This window comes from Arthrobacter sp. K410C (assembly GCF_059090105.1).
The window spans coordinates 13,468-39,508 of the sequence record NZ_JBNHFJ010000015.1; the positions used below are offsets into that span (position 1 = coordinate 13,468).

General features: G+C 66.4%; 22 protein-coding genes and 1 pseudogene. 3 read left to right on the plus strand and 20 right to left on the minus strand.

Annotated elements, in window-relative coordinates; genetic code table 11:
• Positions 1–254: 254 nt before the first annotated feature.
• Complete coding sequence (locus AC5RU7_RS17120) at positions 255–623, plus strand: hypothetical protein (RefSeq protein ID WP_494009670.1); 369 nt, start codon at positions 255–257, stop codon at positions 621–623.
• Between the two features lie 180 nt (positions 624–803).
• Here AC5RU7_RS17120 and AC5RU7_RS17125 read toward each other — a convergent pair whose 3' ends face one another.
• The 16 genes and pseudogenes from AC5RU7_RS17125 to AC5RU7_RS17200 all read right to left on the minus strand — a co-directional run bounded on the left by AC5RU7_RS17125 (position 804) and on the right by AC5RU7_RS17200 (position 19,256).
• Positions 804–1,574, minus strand: coding sequence for a zinc metalloprotease (locus AC5RU7_RS17125; protein ID WP_494009669.1), 771 nt, complete (start codon positions 1,572–1,574; stop codon positions 804–806).
• Between the two features lie 105 nt (positions 1,575–1,679).
• Positions 1,680–2,252, minus strand: a complete 573-nt coding sequence (locus AC5RU7_RS17130) for a GNAT family N-acetyltransferase (RefSeq protein ID WP_494053231.1) — start codon at positions 2,250–2,252, stop codon at positions 1,680–1,682.
• Between the two features lie 54 nt (positions 2,253–2,306).
• Positions 2,307–3,305, minus strand: coding sequence for an aldo/keto reductase (locus AC5RU7_RS17135; protein ID WP_494053232.1), 999 nt, complete (start codon positions 3,303–3,305; stop codon positions 2,307–2,309).
• 111 nt (positions 3,306–3,416) lie between these two features.
• On the minus strand, positions 3,417–3,896 hold the full coding sequence (gene bcp, locus AC5RU7_RS17140) for a thioredoxin-dependent thiol peroxidase (RefSeq protein WP_494053233.1): 480 nt from the start codon (positions 3,894–3,896) through the stop codon (positions 3,417–3,419).
• Positions 3,897–3,976: 80 nt separating this feature from the next.
• Positions 3,977–4,594, minus strand: a complete 618-nt coding sequence (locus AC5RU7_RS17145) for a winged helix-turn-helix domain-containing protein (RefSeq protein ID WP_494053234.1) — start codon at positions 4,592–4,594, stop codon at positions 3,977–3,979.
• Between the two features lie 9 nt (positions 4,595–4,603).
• Positions 4,604–5,947, minus strand: a complete 1,344-nt coding sequence (gene allB / locus AC5RU7_RS17150; protein ID WP_009358443.1) for an allantoinase AllB — start codon at positions 5,945–5,947, stop codon at positions 4,604–4,606.
• Positions 5,940–7,136 (minus strand): glycerate kinase, encoded by a 1,197-nt coding sequence (locus AC5RU7_RS17155; protein WP_494053235.1) that lies wholly within the window; start codon positions 7,134–7,136, stop codon positions 5,940–5,942. The genes allB and AC5RU7_RS17155 overlap by 8 nt, the downstream gene beginning before the upstream one ends.
• 3 nt (positions 7,137–7,139) lie before the next feature.
• Positions 7,140–8,918, minus strand: coding sequence for a glyoxylate carboligase (gene gcl / locus AC5RU7_RS17160; protein ID WP_494053236.1), 1,779 nt, complete (start codon positions 8,916–8,918; stop codon positions 7,140–7,142).
• 196 nt (positions 8,919–9,114) lie between these two features.
• Positions 9,115–10,005 (minus strand): annotated as a pseudogene (locus AC5RU7_RS17165) (2-hydroxy-3-oxopropionate reductase); the annotation flags it as partial.
• A gap of 33 nt (positions 10,006–10,038) precedes the next feature.
• Positions 10,039–10,839, minus strand: a complete 801-nt coding sequence (locus tag AC5RU7_RS17170; RefSeq protein WP_494053237.1) for a hydroxypyruvate isomerase family protein — start codon at positions 10,837–10,839, stop codon at positions 10,039–10,041.
• Positions 10,840–11,022: 183 nt separating this feature from the next.
• On the minus strand, positions 11,023–13,317 hold the full coding sequence (katG, locus tag AC5RU7_RS17175) for a catalase/peroxidase HPI (protein WP_494053238.1): 2,295 nt from the start codon (positions 13,315–13,317) through the stop codon (positions 11,023–11,025).
• Between the two features lie 169 nt (positions 13,318–13,486).
• Complete coding sequence (locus AC5RU7_RS17180) at positions 13,487–14,566, minus strand: LacI family DNA-binding transcriptional regulator (RefSeq protein WP_494053239.1); 1,080 nt, start codon at positions 14,564–14,566, stop codon at positions 13,487–13,489.
• 38 nt (positions 14,567–14,604) lie between these two features.
• Positions 14,605–15,507 carry a carbohydrate ABC transporter permease gene (locus AC5RU7_RS17185; RefSeq protein WP_494053240.1) on the minus strand — a complete coding sequence of 301 codons (903 nt, stop codon included), beginning with the start codon at positions 15,505–15,507 and terminating at the stop codon, positions 14,605–14,607.
• Positions 15,504–16,385: a carbohydrate ABC transporter permease gene (locus tag AC5RU7_RS17190; protein ID WP_494053289.1), complete on the minus strand. Its 882-nt coding sequence runs from the start codon at positions 16,383–16,385 to the stop codon at positions 15,504–15,506. Before AC5RU7_RS17190 ends, AC5RU7_RS17185 begins: the two co-directional genes overlap by 4 nt.
• Positions 16,386–16,448: 63 nt before the next feature.
• Positions 16,449–17,783, minus strand: coding sequence for an ABC transporter substrate-binding protein (locus AC5RU7_RS17195; protein WP_494053241.1), 1,335 nt, complete (start codon positions 17,781–17,783; stop codon positions 16,449–16,451).
• A 36-nt stretch (positions 17,784–17,819) separates the two neighbouring features.
• Positions 17,820–19,256: a glycoside hydrolase gene (locus tag AC5RU7_RS17200; protein WP_494053242.1), complete on the minus strand. Its 1,437-nt coding sequence runs from the start codon at positions 19,254–19,256 to the stop codon at positions 17,820–17,822.
• A 402-nt stretch (positions 19,257–19,658) separates the two neighbouring features.
• Here AC5RU7_RS17200 and AC5RU7_RS17205 point away from each other — a divergent pair, with 402 nt between their 5' ends.
• Complete coding sequence (locus tag AC5RU7_RS17205; RefSeq protein WP_494053243.1) at positions 19,659–21,209, plus strand: glycoside hydrolase family 32 protein; 1,551 nt, start codon at positions 19,659–19,661, stop codon at positions 21,207–21,209.
• An 82-nt stretch (positions 21,210–21,291) separates the two neighbouring features.
• Here AC5RU7_RS17205 and AC5RU7_RS17210 read toward each other — a convergent pair whose 3' ends face one another.
• Both AC5RU7_RS17210 and AC5RU7_RS17215 read right to left on the minus strand, forming a co-directional pair.
• Positions 21,292–22,581, minus strand: coding sequence for an MFS transporter (locus AC5RU7_RS17210; RefSeq protein WP_494053244.1), 1,290 nt, complete (start codon positions 22,579–22,581; stop codon positions 21,292–21,294).
• A gap of 77 nt (positions 22,582–22,658) precedes the next feature.
• A complete protein-coding gene (locus tag AC5RU7_RS17215) occupies positions 22,659–23,927 on the minus strand; it encodes a M20 metallopeptidase family protein (RefSeq protein WP_494053245.1) in 1,269 nt (422 codons plus the stop codon).
• A 130-nt stretch (positions 23,928–24,057) separates the two neighbouring features.
• On the opposite strand from AC5RU7_RS17215, the gene AC5RU7_RS17220 reads away from it, so the two are divergent.
• Positions 24,058–25,086: an Lrp/AsnC family transcriptional regulator gene (locus tag AC5RU7_RS17220; RefSeq protein WP_494053246.1), complete on the plus strand. Its 1,029-nt coding sequence runs from the start codon at positions 24,058–24,060 to the stop codon at positions 25,084–25,086.
• 70 nt (positions 25,087–25,156) lie between these two features.
• Here the strand turns inward: AC5RU7_RS17220 and AC5RU7_RS17225 are convergent, their stop codons facing one another.
• Both AC5RU7_RS17225 and AC5RU7_RS17230 read right to left on the minus strand, forming a co-directional pair.
• Complete coding sequence (locus AC5RU7_RS17225; protein ID WP_494053247.1) at positions 25,157–25,573, minus strand: Hsp20/alpha crystallin family protein; 417 nt, start codon at positions 25,571–25,573, stop codon at positions 25,157–25,159.
• Positions 25,574–25,714: 141 nt separating this feature from the next.
• Positions 25,715–26,008, minus strand: coding sequence for a hypothetical protein (locus tag AC5RU7_RS17230; protein WP_494053248.1), 294 nt, complete (start codon positions 26,006–26,008; stop codon positions 25,715–25,717).
• Between the last annotated feature and the right edge of the window lie 33 nt (positions 26,009–26,041).

Genomic DNA, 26,041 nt, shown 5'->3' on the forward strand with positions numbered 1-26,041 from the left:
CTTCTACCGTATTAACCGCGACGGGGCATGTCGTGGGACTTCACAGTGCTTTTCAGGCTTGTCCGGACCCGTTCCGTCAGGCCGTCTACGGCGCTGTTCTGAGCCCTTGCAGGATCTTGCGGCAATCTTGGGATCCGCTTGCCCGGACGTTGAGCATGGTTCGGGACACTCGAAGTGACAGATCTTCCGGGCAGGAGAACGGTCGACGACGGCCCCCCGGAAGCTGGACGGCTTGCGGGAAGGCGGGAGCAGCCATGGGAAAAATGAAGATCACGTACCGGACGCCGGCGCCTGCCGGGCCGGCCGTTGCCGACGGGCCGGCAGCTGACGCCGATCACGTGCCGCCGGGCTTGGCCCGGGCGGGCATCGACAAAGCCAGGGCGCTGTTGCGCGTTTACGTCCACTCCCGGAAGGTCCGTGCCGCGGCGAAGGCGCTCGCGGCGGCCCTCGGGGAGTCGCGGGAAGTTTCCAGCTGGCCCGGCGACAGGCTGCCGGTGGGGGCCGCGATGTCCGACCAGGTGGAGAGGTTGACGCGCCGGCTGAAGCTGGAGACCGAGGCGCACAACAGGCTGGAGGCACTTTTCAGGTCTGTGGATTTGGGGCGTTCCGCCGCAGCGGTTTAGGTGTCACACTTAGGAGCAATCGAGTGGCTGGGGGAGACAGTCAGGAGATTGCAGTGGGTTGGATGGCCGGGTGGGCGTACCTTATCGCCGGACTCATGACTGCGGATGCGCTGCTCTTGGCGCTCTGGGCAATGGAGCGGGACTGGTCCCGGAAATGGTGGAAAAAACCCTAGGCAGTCACTAGGCTGCCGACCGTGCGGCCGGCTGCAGCGTGGAGGGAACCGAGCCCACCCCGTCCAGCACCATTGATCCCGTAAAGCTGTAGGGGTGCACCAGCCGGATGGGGGTGCCGTTGATGTTGGCCAGATGGCCGCTCCACGCCAGCCGGTAGAGCTCCTTCAAATCACCCAGGTCCGCGTCCGTGAGCTTGCTGTTGGCCCCGTAATTCATGATGGTGAAAGGCTCGTGCGTTCCGAAAACCTCCGAGGGCCACGCAGTCTCCCGGATATTGGCGAAAAAGTGGCGCAGGCCGAAGATGTGGCCGAACTCGTGGAGCATCGTCTCCACCTGTTCTTCTCTTACCTGCTGGAACATGGTGGGGTAGATGGTCAGTTGGTGCCGCCCGCCGTCGGGAAAGAATGCGCTGGCCAGGACGCAGCCGGCGGGGGTGCAGTCCGGGGCGTTCCGCAGCACGATCTCGAAATCCCACAGATCGTCGTCCCGGGTGAACCTGACGGGTGCGGCGGTGCCCCAGCGGAGCAGGCATTCGCCCATCAGCTCGCTGACCACGCCCTTGCTTTGCCCGGGGTTGGGAGCGAGCGCGAATGACCGCTCCTGGAAGCGCCATTTCAGGATGGTGCCCGGGTGCCACAGGGGAACGAAGCCCTCCGTCGCATCGACCACTATCTCGCTCGGCGGGCGCCCGCCGGGGGTCGCGTGCCCGCGTCCCTCCGTGGCGCAGACGAAGGTGTCCCCGAGACGGTGGACCAGTTCTTCAGCGGCCGATTCCATGGCTCTCCCTGCCTTTGTGCGCGTTTGGTTGATGGTTACGTGCGCATGCTAGGGAAAGAGGCGTTACAGCAGCGTTATACCCAGCAGTGCAAGTACAGGGCGGGCTCAGCGAAGCTCCAGCCGCATCAGCACCCGCGGGAATCCGTTGAGAACCGACTGCGTGTCCGCTGCCTTGGTGAAACCGGCATCCTCGAAGAGTTTCCGGGTGCCGACGTAGGCCATGGTGAGGTCCACCTTCGAGCCGCCGTTGTCCACTGGGTAACCCTCGACGGCGGGTGCCCCGTAGGAACGGGCGAAGTCCACCGCACCTGCCAGGAGGGCATGGGAGATGCCCTTGCCGCGGTGGCCGGGCCGCACGCGGATGCACCACACCGACCACACCTCCAGGCTGTCCACGTGCGGGATCTTCCGGTTCCCGGCGAAACTGGTGTCCGCACGCGGGTGGACCGCTGCCCACCCCACCGGCTCGCCGCCGTCGTAGGCCAGCACCCCTGGCGGGGGATCCTGCCCCACAAGCTTCTTTACCAGCTCACCGCGCTCCGTTCCCTGCAGCGACTGGTTCAGTTTGGAGGGGATGCGGTAGCTCAGGCACCAGCAGACGTTGGCGTCAGGCCGCTTGGGCCCCACCAGCGCCCGGACGTCCTCGAAAGTGGTTGCGGGACGGACCTCGATCGCCATAGACGCCATCCTGTCACCGCGCCGGACAACACGGCAACGGATCCGGCGGCGCACCTATGCGGGGATCAGCCCCTGCTCCTGCAGGTCCTGCCACAGCCCGTCCGGCACCTGCGCGGCCATCCGCTCCGCGCTTTCACGGATCTGCTCAGGCCTGCTGGCTCCCACCGTGACGTTGACGACGGCGGGGTGCCGGTAGGGGAACTGGATGGCGGCGGTGGGAAGTTCCACACCGTGCTCCTTGCACGCACCGGCGAGCCGCCGGGCCTTGTCCAGGATCTCTTCGCTCGCCTGTGAGTAGTTGTAGTGCGCATCGGACGGCAGGTCGGGCTTGGCGAGGATGCCGGAGTTGTAGACGCCGACGCTGACCACCCCGGTCCCCAGTTCCAGGCAGCGGTCCAGGAGTCCGGCGCCCGGGCGGTCATCGGATCCCGGCTGCTCGAGCATGGTGAAGCGCCCGGCCAGCATGAGGAAGTCCAGGTCCGCCGCCTCCACGCACTCCAGTGCGGCGCCGGCAGTGTTGGTGCCCACGCCGATGGCCCGCACCAGGCCCTCGGCGCGAACCTTTTCCAGGGCAGGGAGCGCCGTCTTCACCGCATCTTCCATGCTGTAGACGTCCGGATCGTGCAGGTAGGCGATGTCGATGGCGTCCAGGCCCAGCCGGTCCAGCGACTGTTCAATGCTCCGCCGTACCCCCGCCTCCGAGGGATCCCATTCGCGGCGCAGGTCCGCGGGAACGTCGAACCCTTCCGGATCCCGGTCATCCCTGGTTGCCGGTGAGGGAACCAGGACCCGGCCCACCTTGGTGGACAGGATGAATCCATCCCGCGGTTTGTCCCGGAGAAACGCGCCGATCCGCCGCTCGGACAGGCCGAGCCCGTAGTGCGGTGCGGTGTCGAAATAGCGGATGCCGGCGTCCCAGGCCGCCTCCACGGTGGCAGCCGCCTGGTCATCGGAAATCGCGCGGTAAAGGTTGCCAACGCCGGTCCCGCCGAAGCCGAGGCGCCCCATCCGGCTTCGCAGCGTTGCCTGGTCCTGGCTCTCTGTGTTGTCCATGCGCTCCCCGTACCCAGGAAGGCCGGAGCCTAAAAGGGAATTAAAAGCCGAACGCCCCTGCAGCAAGTGCAGGAGCGTTGGCTGGAAAGGCGCAGGAAGTGGGAGAGCGTCCTAGATGCCCAGGGCTTCCTTCAGCGCTGCTACGTGGCCGTCGGCCTGGACCTGGTACTGCGCCAGGACCACGTTGCCGTCGGGGTCCACCACCACGGTGGAGCGGACGATGCCCTCAACGATTTCGCCGTCGACCAGCTTCTCGCCCCAGGCGCCGTAGGCCAGGGCAACCGCGTGGTCCTCGTCGGAGAGCAGCGGGAAGGTCAGGGAGAAGTCGCCGCTGAAGCCTGCCAGGGCCTCGGGGGCGTCGGGGGAGACACCGATGACCTCGTAGCCCTTCCCCTGCAGGGAGGCCAGGCTGTCGCGGAAGTCGCAGGCCTCGGTAGTGCAGCCGGGGGTGGCCGCCTTCGGGTAGAAGTACACAATGACGTTCTTGCCACGGTAGTCGGCCAAGGCAGTTTCGCGGCCCTGGGCGTCCCTGAGGGTGAAGTCAGGGGCCTCGGTTCCGGGCTGCAGCTTGGTGGTCAGGGTGGGGCTCATGGTGTTCCTTTGGAAGGGTCGGTCAATAATGGCCAAACAACAAGTGAAGCGGCTTCCCGCTCAGTGGTACAACTCCGGCGTCATATGCAGTATTCCGCCGGGCCGCGAACAGTGGCGCATTGGCCCGGCATGAACTGGTATCCGCCGCCACGGACGGTGGCCACAGCGTGGCGTGCATTTCCGAGTTTCCGGCGGATCCTGCCCACGTAGACATCGATGGACCGGGCAGAGGCGCCGGGCGTCTCGAACGAGTCCAGGAACTCCTGCAGTTCCTCCCGGCTGACGGTCCGGGACAGGTGCGTGACCAGGTACCGCAGCACCTTGAATTCGACGCCGGTGAGCGGCACCGGCTTGCCATCCAGCAGGACGGTATCGGCGGCCAGGTCCACGGCCATGCGGCTGACGGGACCGGCCGACGGCGGGAGGGAAGGGGCGCCGCCGTCGTCCCCCTGCGGGGAGTCCTCCGAGGGGGACGGCGACGGCACCGTTTTGCGAGCTCCGGCAGCAGGCCAATGGACTTCCGCCTCCGGAGCAGTCTGCAGGGCCCTGGCAAGGACCAGTTGGGCGGCGCGGGCCAGGAGTTCGGGGCTGGTTCCCTCCTCCGGAACCACCCAGACGGCCAGTCCGCGGGCGGCAGCTTTGGGCTGGACCACCCGCGGACGGTGGGCCGTCCGCGGGTGGTGGACTTCCACTGCCATGGCGCGTCCTTACACTCCGCCGCGGCGGATCAGCTTGCCCGTGGGGGTTTGGCCGTCCACCACGGCGCCGCGAAGGAAGGTCTTGCGGACCACGCCGGAAAGGGTCTTGCCGTCGTAGGGGGTGATGGGGTTCTTGTGCTTGAGCTTGGACACGTCCACCACGAAGGCTTCGTCCGGGGCGAAGACGGCGAAGTCGGCATCGTAGCCGAGCGCCAGCTGGCCCTTGTTGGTGAGCCGGGCCAGGCTGGCAGGCTTCTCCGCCATCCAGGAAACCACCTGCTCCAGCGGGATGCCGCGGTGCCGGGCCTCGCTCCAGATCAGGGACAGGCCCAGCTGCAGCGACGAAACTCCGCCCCACGCCACGGCGAAGTCGCCGTTCTCCAGGTCCTTCAGGTCAAGGGTGGAGGGCGAGTGGTCCGAGACGATGCAGTCGATGGTGCCGTCCAGCAGGCCTTGCCAGAGCAGCTCCCGGTTGGAGGCCTCGCGGATGGGCGGGCAGCACTTGTAGGCCGTGGCGCCGTCCGGGATTTCCTCCGCCATCAGTGTCAGGTAGTGCGGGCAGGTTTCCACGGTGAGCTTGACGCCGTCGCGCTTTGCCGACGCGATCATGGGCAGGGCGTCCGACGACGAGAGGTGCAGGATGTGCGCACGCGCACCGGTCCAGCGGGCCCGCTCGATGACTTCGGCGATGGCCTTGTTCTCGGCGCCGCGGGGGCGGGAAGCGAGGAAGGTCTCGTAGTGGTCGCCGCCGGGGTGCGGGGCCCGGTCGATTGCGTGTGAGTCCTCGGCGTGGACGATCATGAGCGAGTCGAAGGACTTCAGCTCGGCCATGTCCTCCTCCATCTCGTCCGCGTCCAGGTGCGGGAACTCGTCCACCCCGGAGTGCAGGAGGAAGCACTTGAAGCCGAACACGCCGTCATCGTGCAGGGGGCGCAGGTCAGCCTTGTTTCCGGGAATCGCACCGCCCCAGAACCCGACGTCGATGAACGCCTGGTCCTCTGCCACCTCGCGCTTGAGCTTGAGGTTTGCCACCGTGGTGGTGGGCGGCACGGAGTTCAGCGGCATATCGATGATGGTGGTCACGCCGCCGGCAGCCGCGGCACGGGTCGCGGAGGCGAAACCCTCCCATTCGGTGCGGCCGGGCTCGTTGACGTGGACGTGGGTGTCCACCAGCCCGGGGAGCAGCGTCTCGTCGTCGGCGAGTTCAACCACCTCGGCGCCGGCCAGGCCGTTGCCGAGCGGCTCGATGGCCACGATCTTTCCGCCGCGGACGCCCACTTCGCGCGGGGCGATCCCGGCGGTGGTCAGGATGCGCTGGCCACGGATGACGAGGTCAAAACGTTCTTCAGACACGGAGGTCCTCCTTGGTACGTGTGGCGCCGGCAAACCCTCCGGCTGCCAGCTTTCCGCTGATCTGGGTGCCCAGCTGCTCCAGAAGCGGCGCTGCCTCTGCTATGCACCTGTTTACATCGCTTTCGAGTCCGGTCAAAGCGTAAACTTCCCCGAATCCGGCGGCCGCCGCCTGGCCCTCCTGGAGCGTGCTCCGGCCGCAGACGGCAACCACGGGAATGCCGTGGGCGGCGGCAGCACGCGCCACACCCATGGGCGCCTTGCCCAGCAGGCTTTGCTCGTCCAGGCTGCCTTCGCCGGTGATCACCAGGTCCGCACTGGCCAGGCGGTCGGCGAGGCCGGTGAATTCCAGGACCACGTCGATGCCCGGCCGGCGTGTTGCGGCCAGGGCGGCGATGGCGGTGTAGCCCACCCCGCCGGCCGCCCCCGCGCCGGGGGCTTCGGCGGCCTTGACGGCACGGAATCCGATTTCCCTGGCCAGGACTTCGACAAACCTGGCCAGGGCGGCGTCGAGCACGTCGACGTCTTGCTGCGTGGCACCCTTCTGCGGGCCGAAAATCGCCGCGGCGCCGGACGCGCCCAGCAGGGGATTGTCGACGTCGGATGCCAGCACAAAGCGTGTGTCCACCAGCCGGGGCTCAAAGTCGGTGAAGTCGATGCTGTGCAGGTTTGCCAGCGCAGCCCCGCCCGGCGGCAGCTCGTTGTTCCTGCTGTCCAGGAACCTGGCCCCGAGCCCCTGCAGGAGCCCCGCACCGCCGTCGGTATTGGCGCTGCCGCCCACCCCCAAAACCATGCGGCGGCAGCCCGCATCCAGGGCGGCGCGGATCAGCTGGCCGGTGCCCAGGCTGGTGGCCGCAAGGGCGGAGGCGGAGTCCGGCCGGCCGCCGCGTGCCACTTGGGGGACCAGGGCCAGCCCGGAGGCAGTGGCCATCTCAATGACGGCCTCGTGGTTCCGGACCGCGAAGTCCGCTTCCACCGGCTGGCCGAGGGGGCCGGCCACCGTGGCGGTGCGGCGGGTGAAGCCGGAGCCGACGGCGGCATCGAGGGTTCCCTCGCCGCCGTCGGCCACCGGAATCCGGAGCACCTCAAGGTTGCCGCCCGCCCCGCGCTGCAGGCCCTTCTCCAGGTGCGCGCAGACTTCCGGGGCGGAAAGGGATCCCTTGAACTTGTCCGGGGCAATGACGATGCGCATGGTTTAGGCCTGCAGCGCCAGGATGGCAGTGGGGGCGTCCGCGGCGGACTCTGCCAGTTCCTCGAACTCGTTCACGGCGTTGATTTCCACGCCCATGGAGATGTTGGTGACCTTTTCCAGGATCACTTCCACCACCACGGGAACCTGGAACTCGCCCATCAGGGCCTTGGCCTTGTCGAAGGCGGCGGCGAGGTCGTTGGGGTCCTCCACGCGCACGGCCTTGCAGCCCAGGCCCTCGGCCACCTTCAGGTGGTCCACGCCGTAGCCGTTGGTCTCCGGGGAGTTGATGTTGTCGAACGCCAGGGACACGTTCTGCTCCATGTTAAAGCCGCGCTGCGACTGCCGGATCAGGCCCAGGTAGGAGTTGTTCACCACCACGTGGATGTACGGGAGGTTGAACTGCGCGCCCACGGCCAGTTCCTCGATCATGAACTGGAAGTCGTAGTCGCCGGAAAGCGCCACCACAGTCTCGTCCGGCTTGCCGCGGACGACGCCGAGCGCGGCCGGGGCGGTCCAGCCCAGCGGGCCTGCCTGGCCGGCGTTGATCCACTTGCGCGGACCGAACACGTGCAGCATCTGCGCCCCGGCGATCTGGGACAGGCCGATAGTGGACACGTAGATGGTGTCGCGGCCGAAGGACTTGTTCATCTCCTCGTACACGCGCTGCGGCTTGATGGGGATGTTCTCGAAGTGGGTCTTGCGGTGCAGGGAGGCCTTGCGGTCCTGGCACTCGGCCACCCAGGCGCTGTAGTCCGGCAGGGATCCTGCCGCCTTGCGCTCCTTGGCGAGCTCAACGAGCCCTGCCAGCGCCGCACCGGCGTCGGACGCGATGCCCAGGTCCGGGGAGAACACGCGGCCGATCTGCGTGGGCTCGATGTCGATGTGCACGAACTTCCGGCCCGCGGTGTAGGTCTCCAGGCCGCCGGTGTGGCGGTTGGCCCAGCGGTTGCCGATGCCGATCACGAAGTCGCTCTGCAGGTAGTTCTCGTTGCCGTAGCGGTGGCTGGTCTGCAGGCCCACCATGCCGGCCATCAGCTGGTGGTCGTCCGGGATGGCACCCCAGCCCATCAGGGTGGGGATTACCGGAACGTTGAGGATCTCGGCCAGTTCCACCAGCTGGGCGGAGGCGCCGGCGTTGATGATGCCGCCGCCAGCCACGATCAGCGGGTGCTGGGCTGCCGTGAGCATGTCCAGGGCCTTTTCCAGCTGCTTGCGGGAGGCCTTGGGCTTCTCAACGGGCAGGGGCTCGTAGGTGTCGATGTCGAATTCGATCTCGGCCAGTTGCACGTCGATGGGCAGGTCCAGGAGCACGGGGCCGGGGCGGCCGGAGCGCATCAGCTGGAAGGCCTTCTGGAAGGCGCCGGGAACCTGGCCGGGCTCCAGGATGGTCATCGCCATCTTGGTGACGGGCTTGGCGATGGACTCGATGTCCACGGCCTGGAAGTCTTCCTTGTGCAGCTTGGCCACCGGCGCCTGGCCGGTGATGCAGAGCATGGGGATCGAATCTGCCCAGGCGGCGTAGAGGCCGGTGATCATGTCCGTGCCGGCGGGGCCGGACGTGCCGATGCAGATGCCGATATTGCCGTCCTTGGCGCGGCTGAAGCCGTCAGCCATGTGGCTGGCGCCTTCAACGTGGCGGGCCAGGGTGTGCCGGATGCCGCCGTGGGCGCGCATGGCGGCGTAGAAGGGGTTGATTGCCGCGCCTGGCAGGCCGAACGCCTCGATGGCGCCTTCCTTTTCCAGGATGGCAACCGCTGCATCAACGGTACGCATCTTGCTCATGGGGGTGCTCCTTGAAAGCTTGGGAAGTCTGTGGGCCCACGCCCGCAGGGTTCCCTGACCGAGCTTGCGAGGTTAGGGAGCGGGTGGGGAGGGTGTGCTGAAGGGAGTTTTTGTCCAGATGCGGCGACTTGGGAGGCCCGTAAGTCGCTTTATCTGGACAAAAACTTCGTGGGGGAGGGCTTACTTGCGGCCTGTCCTACTTCCTGCCGCTGAGCTGGAGGACCTGCTTGAAGAGTCCGGAGTGGTCCAGCGCGCCGTCGCCCTGGTTGACGGTGGCGGCGACGAGCTGGGCGACGACGGCGCCGAGGGGGACGGCGACGTTGGCTTCACGGGCGGCGGAGGTGACGATGCCGAGGTCCTTGTGGTGCAGGGCGAGGCGGAAGCCGGGGTCGAAGTTGCGGTCCAGCATCTTCTGGCCCTTCTGGTCCAGGACCTTGGAGCCGGCCAGGCCGCCGCCGAGGACCTTGAGGGCGGCGTCGGTGTCCACGCCGTAGGCCTCGAGGAAGGCGATGGCCTCGCCGAGGACCTCGATGTTGACTGCGACGATGAGCTGGTTGGCTGCCTTGACGGTCTGGCCCGAGCCGGAGGGGCCGACGTGGACGATGGTCTTGCCGACCGCGTTCAGGACGTCCGAGGCGGCGTCGAAGTCTCCCTTGTCGCCGCCGACCATGATGGAGAGGGCGGCGTCGATGGCGCCCTGTTCGCCGCCGGAGACCGGGGCGTCGAGGGGGCGGATGCCGGCCTCGCGGGCTTCGTCGGAGAGGCGCTTGGCGACGTCGGGGCGGATGCTGGAGGCGTCGATCCACAAGGTGCCCTGTTTGGCATTGGCGAAGACGCCGTCCTTGCCGGTAACGACGCCTTCGACGTCAGGGGAGTCCGGGACCATGGTGATAACGACGTCGGCGTCCTTGACGGCGTCCGCGATGCTGGTGGCGCCCTTGCCGCCTTCGGAGACGAGCTTGTCGATCTTGTCCTGGCTGCGGTTGAAGCCGGTGACGGTGTGGCCGGCCTTGACCAGGTTGTAGGCCATGGGCAGGCCCATGATTCCGAGTCCGATGACTGCAACGTTGCTCATGATGGTTCTCTTTCCTGAAAGTCTGTGTGGTGGTGCTGGCGGAGATTACTGTGAAACGCGCTGGCGGATGGCCCAGCTGAAGGCGGTTTCCTGCGGTTCCTTGTACTCGAGGCCGATGTAGCCCTCGTAGCCGAGTTCACGGCTGCGGGCGATCCATTCGCCCAGCGGGAGGGTTCCGGTGCCTGGTGCGCCGCGGCCGGGGTTGTCGGCGATCTGGATGTGGCCGAAGTCCTTGGCGTGGTTTTCGATGACGGCTTCGACGTCGTCGCCGTTGACTGCGAGGTGGTAGAAGTCGGCGAGGAACTTGATGTTGGTGGCACCGGATTCTGCCTTGACGCGGGCGATGACCCGGAGTGCGTCCTCAGCGGTGAGCAGAGGGTACTTCGGTGCACCGCTGACGGGTTCGAGGAGAACCGTGCCGCCGATGCGGGCCACGCCTTCGGCTGCTGCGGCCAGGTTCCTGGCGGCCAGCTCGTCCTGCTCTTCGCTGGTGGCGTCCTCCTGCCGGTTGCCGTAGAGGGCGTTGAAGGCCTTGCAGCCCAGGCGCTCGCCGATGCCGGCCACGATGTCGATGTTGTCCTTGAACTCGGACTCGCGGCCCGTCCAGGAGACCAGGCCGCGGTCGCCGCCGGGCATGTTGCCCGCGTTGAAGTTCAGGCCGGTGAGCTGCACCCCGGCGTCCTTGATGGCGTTCTCGAACCTGGTGATCTCTGAATCCGCGGGAACGGAGGATTCGAACGGCCACCAGAACTCGACGGCGTCGAAGCCTGCTGCCTTGGCTGCGGCCGGCCGCTCGAGCAGGGGCAGCTCCGTCAGCAGGATGGAGCAGTTCACTGTGTACGTCATCGTAGGTCCTTCCGGGGAGGGCTTTGATCCATCTTCCCTTGCGTCTCGGTATTCGTACCGTTTCCGCTTGGTGGAATTTAGATTCTGCTTTATGAAAAGTGTAGGGAAGGAGGGCGACGCGCGTCAAGGGGCAGGGCAAGAGAAAGGGCCGGCTGCAAAGCAGCCGGCCCTTGAGGTGATCCTTTACCGCAGGTCGAAGCGGTCAGCGTCCATGACCTTTGTCCATGCGGCCACGAAGTCGTTGACGAACTTCTCCTTGCCGTCCTCGCTCGCGTACACCTCGGACAGCGCCCGCAGCTGCGAGTTGGAGCCGAACACCAGGTCCACCGGCGTGGCGGTCCACTTCACTTCGCCGGTGGTGACGTCACTGATCTCGTAGACGTTTTCCTCCGCCTCCGACGCCTTCCACTTGGTGCCGGGGGAGAGCAGGTTGACGAAGAAGTCGTTCGTCAGGACCTGCGGCCGGGTGGTGAGCACGCCGTGCAGGGAATCGCCGAGGTTGGCGCCGAGGGCGCGCATGCCGCCCACGAGCGCCGTCATCTCCGGTGCGGAGAGGCCCAGCAGGTACGCCTTGTCCAGCAGGAGGGTCTCCGGCTGGAGCTTCTCGCCGGGCCGGACGTAGTTGCGGAATCCGTCAGCACGCGGCTGCAGGTACTGGAAGGCTTCTACGTCGGTCTGGTCCTGGGAGGCGTCCGTGCGGCCGGGGTGGAACGGCACGGTGACGGGGAACCCGGCGTCGCTGGCGGCCTTCTCCACCGCAGCGCACCCGCCGAGGACGACCAGGTCCGCCAGCGAGACCTTTTTGCCGCCGGCCTGGCCGGAGTTGAACTGCTGCTGGACCCTCTCGATCGCCTGCAGGGCAGTGGCGAGCTGGTCGGGCTCGTTCACCTCCCAGCCGCGCTGGGGCTCCAGCCGGATCCGTGCGCCGTTGGCCCCGCCACGCCTGTCCGTCTTGCGGTAGGTGGATGCCGACGCCCAGGCAGTGCGGACCAGCTGCGCGACGGACAGCCCCGAGTCCAGGAGCTGCGCCTTGAGCGAGTCGATGTCCTGCTGGCCGATCAGCTCGTGGTCCACGGCCGGAACCGGATCCTGCCACAGCTGGGCCTCGGGAACCCACGGCCCGAGCATGTGCGGGCCCACCGGACCCATGTCGCGGTGCAGCAGTTTGTACCAGGCCTTGGCGAAGGCGAGCTGGAACTCATCCGGGTTCTTCAGGAACCGCTGCCCGATTTCGGCATAGATCGGGTCGAAGCGCAGCGACAGGTCGGTGGTGAGCATCGTGGGCCGGTGCTTCTTTTCCGGGTCGTATGCGTCCGGGATGATCTCCGGAGCATCCTTGGCAACCCACTGGTGGGCGCCGGCGGGGCTCTTGACCAGCTCCCACTCGTATTCGAACAGGATCTCGAGGAAGCGGTTGCTCCATTCGGTGGGCCGGTCGGTCCACGTGACTTCCAGGCCGGAGGTGATCGTGTCAGCCCCCTTGCCGCTGCCGTACGTGCTCAGCCAGCCCAGGCCCTGCGTCTCGATTTCTGCGCCCTCGGGCTCGGGACCGACATGGGCATCGGCGTCACCGGCACCGTGCGTCTTGCCGAACGTGTGCCCGCCCGCAATCAGCGCGAAGGTCTCCTCGTCGTTCATCGCCATCCGCTTGAAGGTTTCACGGATGAACGCGGCCGCGAGTTTGGGGTCCGGGTTGCCCATGGGCCCCTCAGGGTTCACGTAGATGAGGCCCATCTCGGTGGAGCCAACTTCTTCCGCCATCTGGCCTTCGCCGATGTAGCGTTCGTCGCCGAGCCACGTGTCTTCGGGACCCCAGAAGATCTCCTCGGGCTCCCACACGTCCTCGCGGCCGAAGGCGAAGCCGAACGTCTTGAAGCCCATCGATTCGAGGGCCACGTTGCCCGCCAGCACCAGCAGGTCCGCCCACGAGAGCTTCTGGCCGTACTTCTGCTTGACCGGCCACAGCAGGCGCCGGGCCTTGTCCAGGTTGGCGTTGTCCGGCCAGCTGTTCAGCGGGGCGAACCGCTGGCTGCCGTCGCCCGCACCGCCGCGGCCGTCGTGGACGCGGTAGGTGCCGGCGGCGTGCCAGCTCAGCCGGATCATGAGGCCGCCGTAGTGGCCGAAGTCTGCAGGCCACCAGTCCTGGGACGTGGTCAGGACCTGGGTGATGTCCTGCTTGAGCGCCTCGACGTCCAGCTTCTGGAATTCTTCGCGGTAGCTGAACGAAGGGCCGAGCGGGTTGCCCGCCTGGTTGTGGGCGTGGAGCACAGAGAGATCGAGCTGGTTCGGCCACCAGTCCGCGACGGTGCGGGGACGGTGTCCTTTGGGCTGCGGCGAGTCGATCGCCGGATTCTCGCTCTCACTGCCGTGCGAGGTCACGCTGTCATGTGCGACCGGGCACCCGCCCTCAACCTTGCGGTCCAGGCCCTGGGCACTTCCCGGGGTGGGGATCGGGGGGTGGTCCTGGTGATCGGTCATGTGTTTCCTTCCATGTGGCCGAGGCCGTGGTCGGACTCGGGCGGCCGTACAACCCTCCCATTTGACCATGATGAGCCAGCGCGCTGAACCCCCAAGCAGGAAGTATGACGACGGCGGCCTGCCGCCATCCCGAGCACCACGCCCCCAGGCATCAGTCAGCGTGACCGGCTTATGCGGAGGCGGTGACTTGGACCGATGTCCGTTCCACCGTGGGGCAGTGGATTCTCGCCGCCTCCGCTCCGGCTGTCTCCTCCAGCCCGAGCAATATGCGCACCCCTGCGGACCCAAGCTCGTAGTGGGGCAATGCCACGGTGGAGAGCGGCGGCCGCAGGTGCGCGGCGATGACTTCCTGGTTGTCGAAGCCGACCACGGCGATGTCCTCCGGGATGGACAAACCGTGCTCACGCAGCCCGTCGTAGAGGCCCATGGCCATCCGGTCGTTGTAGCAGTAGACGGCGGTGGCGCCGCGCTTGAGCAGTGCACCGGTTGCGCCGTAGCCGCCTTCCTGGTCCGGATAGGCTTCCATGACCAGGCCGGGGTCGAAGGCAATGCCGGCTTCCTCGAGCGCCTGCCTGTACCCCAGGAGCCGTCCGTCCTTGGCAGGGGCGGGAATGGTGGCGTTGATGAAGGCAATGCGGCGGTGCCCGTGCCGCAGCAGGATCTCGGTGGCCGACTTTCCGCCCTGCACCTCGTCCGGCACCACCGCCCGTGCCCCCGGCTCGGTGGCGAAGCAGTTCACCAGGACAAAGTCCGCTTCCCGCAGCGAGGCCGGAATGTCAGTTTCGCGGTGGAACCAGGTGGAATAGAGGATGCCGCGCACCTTGTACTCGAGCATCATGCTGATCGCGTCCTGTTCAAGCTCCCGGTTGCCCTCGGTGTTCGCAATCAGGAGGGCGTAGCCGTGCTTCCATGCCTCGTCCTGGGCGCCGTGGATGATCTGGCCGGCGAAGGGAGTGGTGGCAACGCCGTCGGCCACCAGTCCGATGAACCGGGAGGTTCCGCTGACCAGGGTCTTGGCCATCGCGTTGGGCCGGTAGCCCAGCGCGCGGATGGCATCCTTGACGCGCTGGCGGGTTTCTTCGGCAATGCGGGCGTCTTTTTTCTTGTTGACCACCAGCGACACCGTGGCAGTGGAGACCCCCGCCGCCTCGGCGACGTCGCGGAGCGTGACAGGGTGGGCGCGTTCGGGCCGGTGCCGGGAGCTGGCCGCAGGCGCGGCTTCTCCCGGCTTGTTCTCCCTTGAATTCATCTGCCCTCCGTCAGGAGTATATCCGGCTGCTGCGGCGGTCATCCCTTGGTCGCCCCGCTCTCAAGTCCCTGGATCATGGCCTTGTTAAGGACCAGGAAGACCAGCAGCAGCGGGGTGATGGTGACGCACACGGCGGCAAACGTGGCCGTCCAGTCCACCTTGCCCATGGCGCCGATGTAGTTCTGCAGTCCCAGCGGGATGGTCTTCAGTTCCTCGGACAGCACGAAGGTGTTGGCGAAGATGAAGTCGTTCCAGATGAAGATGCTGTTGACCAGCACCACGGTCACCACCGTGTTGAGCGACAGCGGCAGGGTGATCAGGCCGAAGATCCGGTAGGGTCCCGCGCCGTCCAGGGATGCGGCCTCGTACGTTTCCTTCGGGATGTATTCGTAAAACGAGGAGAACAAGTAGACGGACATCGGCAGGGAGAACCCGGCCAGGGGAATGATCATGGACTGGTAGGTGTCCAGCAGGTTCACCGCCGAGTAGTCGATGAACAGCGGCACCAGGGCGATCTGGACAGGGACGATGATGCCGATCAGGAACAGCCCCCGGACCAGCTTGCTGAGCCGGAACCCGAGCACCTGGATGGCATACGCGGCCATCATGCCCAGCAGGACAATGAGGATGTTGGCGCCCATGGTGACGATGAAGCTGTTCATGATGTTCCGGCCCAGGTCTCCCGTTTCGAAGGCACGGGCGTAGTTCTCCCACGTCAACGAGCTGGGCAGGGCGAACGGATCCCCGCTGGCAAAGTCCTGCTCGGTGCGCAGGCTGGTGAGGAACAGCCAGGCCAGCGGATACACCTGGACGATCACAATGAGCATGATCAGGACGCGTGAGAGCGTCCGGAACAGGTCAGGCCTGCGACGGCGGCGGCGGGCTGCCGGACGCGGCGGCACCACGGCGGGCGGGCTGGCTGGGGCTGCCTGGGTGATCATGAGTCTGCCTTCCGCTTGAGCAGGAACAGGATGAGGCCGACGGCAACGAGGCACTCGATGACGATGAACACGGAGATGGTGCTGGCATAGCCGAAGTCGGTGCTGGTGAACGCCGTCTTGTACATGTAGGTGGTGAGCAGTTCCGAGGACTGCCCCGGCCCGCCGTTGGTCATCAGGTAGGGGATGTCGAAGCCACGCAGGCCGTAGGTGGTGGCCATGATGGTGGTGGTGATCCACACCGGGCGGATGTAGGGGAAGCGGATTTTGGTGAACAGCGTCCACCGCGATGCCCCGTCCAGCACGGCGGCTTCTTCAAGCTCCTTCGGCACGGCGAGCAGGGCCGCGTAGATGATGAGCATGTAAAGGCCGGTGAAGCGCCAGCCTTCCGGCGCCGAGACGGCCGCCAGGACCGTGGTGACGTCCGAAAGCCAGGGACGCTCCAGGCTGCCGAGCCCGATCCAGTGCAGCAGCTGGTTGAGCAGACCCACGGGGTCGATGGAGTAGATCCGGACGAAGAGGAAGGCGATGGCGACGGTGGAGATCACGGCGGGCAGCAGGTAGAGCGTCTTCACCAGTTCCCGGCCGTGGCGGAGGGACGTGAGCAGGCTGGCGACCACCAGGGCGCCGCCGAGCTGCAGGACCAGGCAGATGGCCAGGTACACCAGGGCGTTCAGGAAAGCCCGCCAGAAAATGTCATCGGCTGCGAACATGCGGACGTAGTTGTCCAGTCCCACGAACTCCATGTCGCTGATGCCGTTCCAGGAGAAGAAGCTCAGGAACAGCGACTGGAGGATGGGGAAGAGCACTGCTGCGCCGTAGAGCAGCAGCGGCGGGAGCAGGAAGACCAGGACCGACGTCCTGGACCGGTTGGGAAGCATCCGGTTGGATTGCATGGCGGGCCTTTCGGGCGGGGGACCGGAGTCCCCCGCCGCAGTGGTTGCTTACTTGAAGAACTTCGGGGCGTTCTGCGCGATGGTGTTATCCATCGTGCTGGTGAACTGCTCAGGCGTGATGTTGCCCTGGACCAGCAGGACAAGCTCCTGCTGCAGCCGGCCGTTGGTGGTGGGGTCCAGCTGCGTGTCCCAGGGCATGGCCTGCTTGGAACCGAGGTCCTTCGCCTGGTCCAGTGCCTTCCGGTACAGCGGCGTTGCGTTGGCCGGGACGGCGGTTTCGACGTCGGTGGTGGGCGAGAGTGCGCCAGTGGCTGCGTATTCCGCGGGGTACTTTTCCAGGGCGAACTTCAGGAAGTCGCTCACCAGGGGATCGTAGGTTTTCGCGTTCACGGCCATGCCGATGCCGGAGGGCGAAACGAACTCATTGGCCGCCGTCACGGAGCCGGCCGTGGTGGGCAGGGTGAAGAAGTCGATGTCATCCCGGACCGCGGGGTTGAGTTTGTCCGTGGCCAGGCTGGGCAGCTCCCAGGTGCCGATGTTGTACATCGCCGCCTGGCCGGAGGTGAACTGGTTCTGCGCGTCTGAATAGCCCTGCGCGGAGAAGCCCTCCTGGAAGCACTTTGCCTGGCCCAGCTCAGCCATCCAGTTGACCGTCTTCTGGCCGGCGGGGTCCGAGAACTTGGCTTCGCCCTTCTTCAGCTTTTGCACGAAGTCCGGGCCGGCTTCCCGGAACGGCTGGTAGGCAATATAGCGTTCCAGCGGCCACTGGTCCTGGCCATCGATGGCGATCGGAGTAATGCCTGCGTTGCGCAGGGCCGTGCACATGGCTGGGATATCGTCCAGGGACTTCGGCGCGGAAACGCCTGCCTTCTCCAGCAGTGCCTTGTTGTACCAGATGAACTCCAGTTCGAACTGGAACGGGATCATGTACAGGGAGCCGTCGTCGAAGCGCTGGTAGTCCAGGGCGCCTGGACGGTAATCGTCGTAAACGTCCAGGGTCTTCAGCAGCTTCTCGGCGTCCACCATCTTGCCCTGCTTGGCCAGCTGCTGGGCGAAGGGTGTGGCGTCCGTGTCAAAGAGCTCGGGGAGTTTGTTGGCCGCGGCCAGGGTTTCGAGCTTCTGGATGTAGGAGGGCCGGTCCGGGGTGGTGATCAGGTTCAGCTCGAAGCCGGGGTGGTCCTTGGCATAGTCGTCGGCGAGCTTCTTCATGATGTTGATGACGGCCCCGTCAGCGGGCCGCGAGAGCAGCCAGGAGATTTCCCGGGGCTTGATTTCACCGGTGGGGCTGACGTTGGAGGGATCGGTGGAACTTCCGCCTCCACAGGCTGTCAGTGCCAGTGCGGTGGCGGCTGCGACGGCGCCGGCGCGAATAAGATTCTTCATTGCGGTCTTTCCCTTGGTGTGAACGGAGGAGGGTATTCAGTTGTCGGTGCGCTTGCGTACTTCGAGGCGTGTGAGGGTGGCGGATCCTTCGCCGGCGAAGACGCCGATCCGGCCCGCCGGCAGGTCGTAGATCCTGGTGCTGAGAGCCACCTGCCTGTCCACGACGGCGACGCACAGGTCGCCGTCGACAATGACTTCCAGGGTGTGTTCCCCGGGGGGAAGGCTGCACGGGCGTTCGAGTTCGATCTCGAACGGCACGTCCCCGGAGACATGCCATTGGGCCTCACCCGTGACGGCCCGCGGCCACCGGTCGAAGACCAGGCGCCCGCGCTTGGGTTCGAGCCGGAGGATGTAGGAGCTGTCGCCGTCGGTGCTGGACCGCAGCAGCAATCCGCACTCTGTGGTGCCCGGACCGATCTCCAGGACTGCCTTCGCGTAGAACTGGGAGGGCAGATCCTCCCCGGAGACAATGGCGGCGTAGCCGTCCGGAACGTCCAGCCTGGCGGGCAGGCCGCCGTCGAAGGTCACGGCAACTTCGTCCCAGAAGCTGTCCACCAGTTCGTCGGCAAAGCCGAACGCCAGGGTTCCATCAGGGTTTTGCCGGGCCTCCAGGACGGACATGGTGCCCGCCCACTGCCAGGGGCCGCCGTCGGAATTTCCTTCCTTGCTGGCGATCCAGCCAAAGAAGAACCGCCGCCCGTCCCGCTCGGCGGTCTTGGATGCGTAGAACGCCCGGCCGTCGATGCTGTCCTGGTCCGGAACCAGCCACGGGCCGTCAGGGCTTTTGGCCATGCGGTACCGGGTGGTGAAATTTTCGGAGAACTCGGAGTAGACCATGTACCACCAGTCGCCCCAGGCAAAGACGTCCGGGCACTCGTGCGTGATGTACCGGCGGGGGTCCCAGAAGGGTTCCGCATACTGCCAGCTCACCAGGTCGCTGGACACGCACTGGGCGATGACCCCGCGGCGGCGATCGGGTCCTTCGGCGTGCCGGGCTGCCAGGAGCATGCGCCACTGGCCCGAGGACGGGTCGTGGAACACGAAAGGGTCCCGCCAGTCCCCGGACTCGTAGCAGGCAGGTGCGCCGAACGTCAGCTCGGGGTGCTTCACCCAGGTGCGCATTCCATCGGTGCTGGTGGCGTGCATGACCAGCTGCAGCGGCAGCCCGTCCCCGCCAAGGTTCTTCGGGTTCTGTCCGGTGTAGAAGAGGTGGTGGACGCCGGACTCGTCTATCACCACGCTGCCCGTGTAGGCGTTGAAGTCCGGATCCGTCTCTGTTCCGTGGGGCAGTGACACCCCCTGGTCCTGGAACTGGATGAGGTCCTTGGTGGTAACCAGGTTCCACGATGTACCCGGCTTGGGGTCGGAGCGGACCTCGTGAAGATAGAAGAGCCAGAACTCCCCGTCCTTCTGGAAGGGGATGAGGTCTCCCACCCATCCGTCGGCGGGCTGGAAGAAGACTGGATAACTCATCGGCGTTGATGTTCCGTTCTGCTAAAGCGTTTGATCACCTCAAGGTAGATGATCACGCCGGGTTTGATCAAGCGTTTTAGCGAAATTTTTTCGGAGTTGAAAGACGGGCGATAAAACGCTTGACCAAACACTGTTTGCATCCCTAGTTTTGGGGCCAAGCGATTTTCCGACGACGAGGTCAGCCGCCGAACCAATGAAGGTTCCACCCCTATAGCAGTAACCGTTCCAAGGCCCGTCCGGCGCCACGTAACGCCGGCGGGCCGTCCCTTCATCCGGGCCGCGACGCAACCCGCTCCCACGCAGGCTCCTGTGCCTGCGAACTGCTGCGCCGCCGTCGTTATCGCCGCGTGCGCCAGTGGCTGTCGCACGCCCTGATGCAGCCCACCTTCGAGAGGAACTACCATGACGCCCCATCTGTCCCGGCGTAACGTCCTGCAGGGCACAGGCGCAGGAGCGCTGGCTCTGTTCATGAGCAACGCCATCCCGGCAGCAGCCAAGGCCAAGGAGTCTTTACGCGCCGTGTACCACATGACGCCGCCGGCGGGCTGGCTGTGCGACCCGCAACGTCCGGTGCACGTCAACGGCGCATACCACCTCTACTACCTGCATTCAGCCCAGAACAATGGCCCGGGAGGATGGGACCACGCCACCACCACGGACTGCGTGGTTTTCGACCATCACGGGGTTGCCATCCCGCTGCAGCCGGACTTTCCTGTCTGGTCGGGATCAGCGGTGGTGGACACGGCAAACACTGCCGGTTTCGGGGCAGGCGCCATCGTGGTCCTCGCCACGCAGCCCACGGGCGGGATCCGTAAGTACCAGGAGCAATACCTCTACTGGTCCACCGACGGCGGCTACACCTTTAGGGCGCTACCCGACCCCGTGATCGTGAATACGGACGGCCGGGCCGCCAGCACGCAGGCCGAGATCGAGAACGCGGAGTGGTTCCGGGATCCGAAGATCCATTGGGATGGCGCGCGCAGCGAATGGGTGTGCGTGATCGGGCGGGCCCGGTACGCCGCGTTCTATACCTCGCAAAACCTGCGCGACTGGCAGCTGAAACGCAACTTCGACTACCCCAACCATGCCCTCGGCGGGATCGAATGCCCTGACCTTTTCGAGATGACGGCCGACGACGGCACGCGGCATTGGGTGCTGGGCGCCAGCATGGATGCGTACAGCATCGGCCTGCCCATGACCTACGCCTACTGGACGGGAACCTGGGATGGCGGGCAGTTCCTCGCAGACAACCTGGATCCGCAGTGGCTCGACTGGGGCTGGGACTGGTACGGCGCCGTGACCTGGCCGGCAGCGGAGGCGCCCGACACGCGGCGGTACGCGATCGGCTGGATGAACAACTGGAAGTACGCCGCCCGTGACGTTCCCACGGACGCCAGCGACGGGTACAACGGCCAGAACTCGGTTGTGCGGGAGTTGCGCCTCGCCCGCCAGATCGGGGGCTGGTACAGCCTGCTCAGCAGTCCCGTCCCGGTGCTCGCCAGCCATGCCAGCTCCACTACCGTGCTGCCGGACCGCACTGTCAACGGCAGCGCCGTCCTGCCGTGGAGCGGCCAGGCGTACGAACTGGAACTCGATATCTCCTGGGCCGCCGCCGCCAACGTGGGCGTCTCGGTGGGCCGGTCCGCGGACGGCAGACGCCACACCAACATTGGCAAGTACGGGGCGGAGCTCTATGTCGACCGTGGGCCGTCGGACCTGGCGGGCTTTTCACTCGTGCCGTTCACACGTGCAGCGGCACAGATCGATGCGGCCGCCCGCTCGGTCCACCTGCGCATCTTCGTGGACAAACAGAGCGTGGAGGTGTTCGTGAACGCCGGGCACACGGTGCTGTCCCAGCAGGTGCACTTCGCGGCGGGTGACACCGGAATCTCGTTCTACACCGACGGCGGCCCGGCAACCTTCTCCGGCATCACCATCAGGAACTTCGGCTGAGCAGCCCCGGAAACACCGCCGGGCCCCGGTGCACCATGCGCCGGGGACCGGCGGATCCGCCTGGAGGAGCCACCTGAAGCGGCTAGTGCGTCAGGTCCTTACCCTTCGTCTCCGGGATGGTGAAGACGAACGCCGCGCTGATGACCAGGAGCAGCACCGCGTAGATGTTGAACACCTGCGGTGCGCCCAGCGACGAGCCCAGCCACTGCTGCAGGTATGGTGCGGTCCCGCCGAACGCGGCCACGCAGATGGAGTACGGAACTCCGACGCCTACGGTGCGGATGGACGTCGGAAACAGCTCGGCGTAGACGGCCGGCACAATGGCGGCGCTCGCGGCGATGAAGACCAGCATCACGGACATGCCCACGGCCAGCTGCCAGGCGGAATCCTTCAGCAGCCAGGTCATGGGGAAGTGCATCACGGCGGAACCGATGGCCCCGGACCACAGCACTTTCTTGCGCCCGATCCGGTCGGACAGCTTGCCCCACACCGGTAGCGCGGCAATGAACACGATGTTCGCAACAACACCGGCCCAGAGCGCCTCGCCGCGGTCGATCTTGAGTGCGGTGGTGGCGTAGCTCGGTGCCACCACGCCCCAGATGTAGTAGATCACCGTCAGGCCGACCGTCAGCCCGATCACCTGCAGGGCCTGCTTCCGGTGCCGGACGATCTGCGGCCAGATTGGCGCCCGCTTCAAAGTCGTGGATTCACCCTCGAAGGCCTCGGTCTCGTGCAGCCGGGCCCGCATGACCAGGGCGTAGAGGCCCATCGCGGCACCCAGCAGGAACGGGATCCGCCAGCCCCAGGCGTTCATCGCATCGGTGGTCAACGTCATGTTCAGCACCGCGCCCAGCAGGGTGCCGAAAAGGATGCCAACCGTTCCGGAGGTGTAGATCAGGGTGGCCCAGAATCCGCGGTGCTCCTTGGGTGCCATTTCCGAAAGATAGGTTTGCGACGACGGCAGTTCGCCGCCGTGCGCGAGTCCCTGGATGAGCCGGGCCACCAGCAGCATCAGCGATGCCCAGGCGCCCACGGCCGCGAACGTGGGCGCGATGCCGATCATCAGGCTGCCCAGGGACGCCAGTCCGACGGCGAGCGTCATGGATGCCTTGCGGCCCACCCTGTCTCCGATCCAGCCGAAAACGAAGCCGCCGAAGGGCCGGGCCACGAAGCCGACGGCGAAGATCGCCAGCGTGGACAGTACCGCGGAGGCGGGGTCCGCCTTGCTGAAGAGCTGGCTGGCGATGAAGGGCGTGAACGTGGCGTAGATGGCCCAGTCGTACCACTCGACAGCGTTGCCGATGCCGGTTCCGACGATGGTCTTCGCGGTGGACACGCGTCCAGTCTGCTGCCTTGTTACTGCAATGGACATGATGACTTCCTGGTGGTCGGTGCGAATGGGGTTACCGGCGCAGCGCTGCTGCCGGCGTTGCGGGGTGGCTGCCGGTGTTATGGCGCTGCTGAAAGTGCGGCGAGCCGCGAGACGGCCAGTTCTGCGTAGAGCGCTGCCCCGTCAGCCAGCACGCCGTCGTCGAACGTGGCATACGGCGAGTGGTTGAAGGGGGAGGCTGCGGGATCAGCGCCGGGCGCGACGGCGCTGAGCCCCACGAAGGTGCCGGGCACTTCTGCCAGCACCCGGGAAAAATCCTCGGAACCGCTAAGCGGGGTGGCCCAGCGGGAGAGCCTGCGCTCACCGAACAGGCCGGCGATGACGTTTTCGGCGGTGCGCGTCTCGTCCTCGTCCGTGATGGTCAGGGGATACTCCTCCTGGTAATCCACGTGCACGTCGAGGCCATGGGCTGCTGCGATGCCCTTGAGGAGCCGCGGTACGGCCTCCATCATCTTCAGGCGGGAGGTTTCGGAGAAGGTCCGGATGGTGGCTTCAATGCGCGCGGTCTCCGGAATAACGTTCCGCTTGGTGCCGGCCTGCAGGACGCCCACGGACAGGACCACGGGATCGAACATGTTGAACTGCCGCGTCACCATCACCTGAAGCGCGGTGACCATCTCGGCCGCCGCTGTCACCGGGTCCTTGGCTGCGTGCGGGGCGGAACCGTGGCCGCCGGCGCCGAGGACCGTGACCTCCAGGCCGTCGGAGGCGCTGAGCATGACGCCCGGCTTCGTGCAGAACTGGCCGTGTTCCTCCAGCGAGGAAAAGACATGCATGCCGAAGGCCGCCTGGACGCGGGGACCGGCGGCGTCCAGGACGCCTTCCCGGATCATGTAGCTGGCGCCGTCGCAGCCTTCCTCGCCGGGCTGGAACATCAGGACGACGTCGCCCTGGAGCAGGTGCCGCCTCTCGGCCAGGAGCGTGGCTGCTCCGGCGAGCATGGACGTGTGCAGGTCGTGGCCGCAGGCGTGCATGGCGCCGTCGGTCCTGGACGTGTAGTCCACCCCGGTCTTCTCCTGCACCGGCAGGCCGTCCATGTCCGCGCGGAGGAGGACGGCGGGCCGTTCGATCGCCTGGCCGCCCACTGGGGAACCGCCGCCCACCGGGGACCCGCCGTCCACGGGTGAACCGGCGGCGCCGCGCAGGACGGCAGTGACCGACGTCGTCTCCTTGCCCAGCGTGATCTCGAACGGCAGGCCGTCCAGCGCCTGGAGGACGCGCTCCTGGGTGCGGGGGAGGTGCAGGCCGATCTCCGGCTGCCGGTGCAGGTCATGGCGGAGGCGGACCAGGTCTTCCTGCAGGTCGCGGGCGTCTTCGGTAATGGGCACTTGTACTCCTTGGCGTGGGCTTCCGGCTTGTGGACTATTCTGGAGTGGCGCGCTTCACATTCACCGAAAGCGCAATAAATATGCTGATGCTTCTGGGTAGCCGCAGGATTCATGCAGGAAGGGATGGTCCATGGAGCTCAGCGAGGACGATCTTGCCCTGATCCAGGTGCTGCAGGTCCACCCCCGCCTTGGCTGGGCCGATGCCGCCAAAGTGCTGGGCGTCCACGCCACCACGCTGGCCGCGCGCTGGGAACGGCTGAGGTCAAGCGGCGCGGCGTGGGTGACCGCGCACCTGGCGGGAAACCCGAAGGAGATGCTCCTGGCTTTTGTGGCCGTTGACTGCGACATGAACCTGCGGGACGCCGTCACCGCCCAGTTGGCGGCCGTTCCCGAGATCGTCACGGTGGAGGAGGCGGCCAGCAACCGGGACCTGATGCTGACCGTCATCGCCAGGTCGCTTGAGGAGTTCAGCACCAACGTCGCCGCCAGGCTGAAGACCATCGAAGGGCTCACCAAGTACCAGACGGCGCTCTGCACGCGGCTGCACACCAGCGCGGACGAATGGCGGCTGAACATCCTGGACAAGACCCAGCTGGCCACCCTTCGGACGCTGGGGCAAGGCGCCGAGGGCCCGGGCCGGCAAGCTGAGGCAGGGGGGGACCTCCCAGCCAGCCACCTGGCCCTGCTCCCGTACCTGGCGCGGGACGGAAGGGCGACGGCGGCGGACATTGCCCGGGAGCTGGGCCGTCATCCCGCCACGGTGCAGCGTCAGCTGAACCGGGTGCTCGCCAGCGGGATCCTGCTGTTCCGCTGCGAGGTGGCGCAGCGCTACTCGTCGTTCCCGGTGACGTGCCAGTGGTTCGCCAACGTCCCGGCCGGCAGGCATGAGGAGGCAGCCGCCGCCTTCCGCACCATCAGCAATGTCCGGCTCAGCGCGTCCACCACCGGGCCCACCAACTTCGTGATCATCATGTGGCTCCAGTCGCTGGCCGACGTCATGACCGCCGAACTGGCGCTGCAGCAGAAAGTACCGGGCATTGAACTGGTGGAGAGCGTGGTGATGCTGCGCACGGTCAAGCGCGTGGGCTGGATGTTGAACGACGACACCACGGCCAGCGGCGCAGTGGTCCATACCGGAACCTTGGGCATCGCGGAATGAGGTCAGGCCTGGGAAGCCAGCCGGGGAGAAGGGAAACGGACGACGGCGGCCGCGCGCCGCCGTCGTCCTCCTAGCCCCTGGTGATGGGTATCTTCCGGCGGGCGGAAGCATCCTGGAGTTCCGGCAGGGGAACCCGTACCTCCAGGATGCCGTCTGTGTAGGTGGCTTTGACGTCACCTTGGTTAACGGCGGCGGGGAGCGTAACTGCCCGCGAGAACGTGCCGTAGCGGAATTCCGAACGGTAGCCTTCCTTGCCCGTGTGCTCCGACTTTTCCTCGTGCCGCACGGTGATGCGCAACTGGTCATCGGTCAGGGTGATGTCCACGTCTTTGTCGGGGTCGATGCCGGGGACTTCCGCCTTAATGACCAGGGTGCCGTTCTCCCTGTACTCCTCGGTCCGAAGCCATGGGTCCAGGTCGCCTTCGAAGAAGCGCCGAAGCGGCTCGGTGATGTCGGCTCCGGTGCGCCGGAGAATGCCATTGCTCATTTGCGAGTGCTCCTTTCAATGATGGTTAGGCCGCGGACCGCTGCCGGGCATCAAAGGCGCCGGTCCGCGGCGGTGGCCCCTGTAGCACACAGGGACTGCCCTCACCCGTTTTCCGCAGCCCAACCCGCGGAGCGGATGGTCTTAGCCGGCCTGCGGGCTCTGCTCCCGGCGGCGGGACAACTCCGCGTCGATGCACCGGAGAAGGTCACGGGCCGGACCGGGGTCTGATGCACTGGTGCCCGCCTCTCCGCTGTCCAGCTGGCTGCTGTCCGGTTCGGCGCTGTCGAATGCGGCGGTGTCCAGTTCCAGCGCACGTTTCAAACGGAGGAGGTCCGGTGTCGGCACCAACTGCAGATGGTGGAAGGCGTGGAAAATCCTGCCGGAAGGCGTGCTGCCCAGCTCGATGGCGGGCGGGAAGGTCCCGTTGGCTTTCATGGCGCGTGCTCCCAAGGGCTGCCGGTTGGCCCA

Excerpts from the sequence above, each read along its gene's own strand:
- AC5RU7_RS17180 (WP_494053239.1), bottom strand. The coding sequence starts at position 14,566 with ATGAATTCAAGGGAGAACAAGCCGGGAGAAGCCGCGCCTGCGGCCAGC.
- bcp (WP_494053233.1), bottom strand. The coding sequence starts at position 3,896 with ATGAGCCCCACCCTGACCACCAAGCTGCAGCCCGGAACCGAGGCCCCT.
- katG (WP_494053238.1), bottom strand. The coding sequence starts at position 13,317 with ATGACCGATCACCAGGACCACCCCCCGATCCCCACCCCGGGAAGTGCC.
- AC5RU7_RS17185 (WP_494053240.1), bottom strand. The coding sequence starts at position 15,507 with ATGATCACCCAGGCAGCCCCAGCCAGCCCGCCCGCCGTGGTGCCGCCG.
- AC5RU7_RS17155 (WP_494053235.1), bottom strand. The coding sequence starts at position 7,136 with ATGCGCATCGTCATTGCCCCGGACAAGTTCAAGGGATCCCTTTCCGCC.
- AC5RU7_RS17145 (WP_494053234.1), bottom strand. The coding sequence starts at position 4,594 with ATGGCAGTGGAAGTCCACCACCCGCGGACGGCCCACCGTCCGCGGGTG.
- AC5RU7_RS17225 (WP_494053247.1), bottom strand. The coding sequence starts at position 25,573 with ATGAGCAATGGCATTCTCCGGCGCACCGGAGCCGACATCACCGAGCCG.
- AC5RU7_RS17125 (WP_494009669.1), bottom strand. The coding sequence starts at position 1,574 with ATGGAATCGGCCGCTGAAGAACTGGTCCACCGTCTCGGGGACACCTTC.
- AC5RU7_RS17220 (WP_494053246.1), top strand. The coding sequence starts at position 24,058 with ATGGAGCTCAGCGAGGACGATCTTGCCCTGATCCAGGTGCTGCAGGTC.
- AC5RU7_RS17130 (WP_494053231.1), bottom strand. The coding sequence starts at position 2,252 with ATGGCGATCGAGGTCCGTCCCGCAACCACTTTCGAGGACGTCCGGGCG.
- AC5RU7_RS17120 (WP_494009670.1), top strand. The coding sequence starts at position 255 with ATGGGAAAAATGAAGATCACGTACCGGACGCCGGCGCCTGCCGGGCCG.
- AC5RU7_RS17170 (WP_494053237.1), bottom strand. The coding sequence starts at position 10,839 with ATGACGTACACAGTGAACTGCTCCATCCTGCTGACGGAGCTGCCCCTG.
- AC5RU7_RS17190 (WP_494053289.1), bottom strand. The coding sequence starts at position 16,385 with ATGCTTCCCAACCGGTCCAGGACGTCGGTCCTGGTCTTCCTGCTCCCG.
- AC5RU7_RS17195 (WP_494053241.1), bottom strand. The coding sequence starts at position 17,783 with ATGAAGAATCTTATTCGCGCCGGCGCCGTCGCAGCCGCCACCGCACTG.
- AC5RU7_RS17135 (WP_494053232.1), bottom strand. The coding sequence starts at position 3,305 with ATGGACAACACAGAGAGCCAGGACCAGGCAACGCTGCGAAGCCGGATG.
- AC5RU7_RS17210 (WP_494053244.1), bottom strand. The coding sequence starts at position 22,581 with ATGTCCATTGCAGTAACAAGGCAGCAGACTGGACGCGTGTCCACCGCG.
- AC5RU7_RS17230 (WP_494053248.1), bottom strand. The coding sequence starts at position 26,008 with ATGAAAGCCAACGGGACCTTCCCGCCCGCCATCGAGCTGGGCAGCACG.
- AC5RU7_RS17200 (WP_494053242.1), bottom strand. The coding sequence starts at position 19,256 with ATGAGTTATCCAGTCTTCTTCCAGCCCGCCGACGGATGGGTGGGAGAC.
- AC5RU7_RS17205 (WP_494053243.1), top strand. The coding sequence starts at position 19,659 with ATGACGCCCCATCTGTCCCGGCGTAACGTCCTGCAGGGCACAGGCGCA.
- gcl (WP_494053236.1), bottom strand. The coding sequence starts at position 8,918 with ATGAGCAAGATGCGTACCGTTGATGCAGCGGTTGCCATCCTGGAAAAG.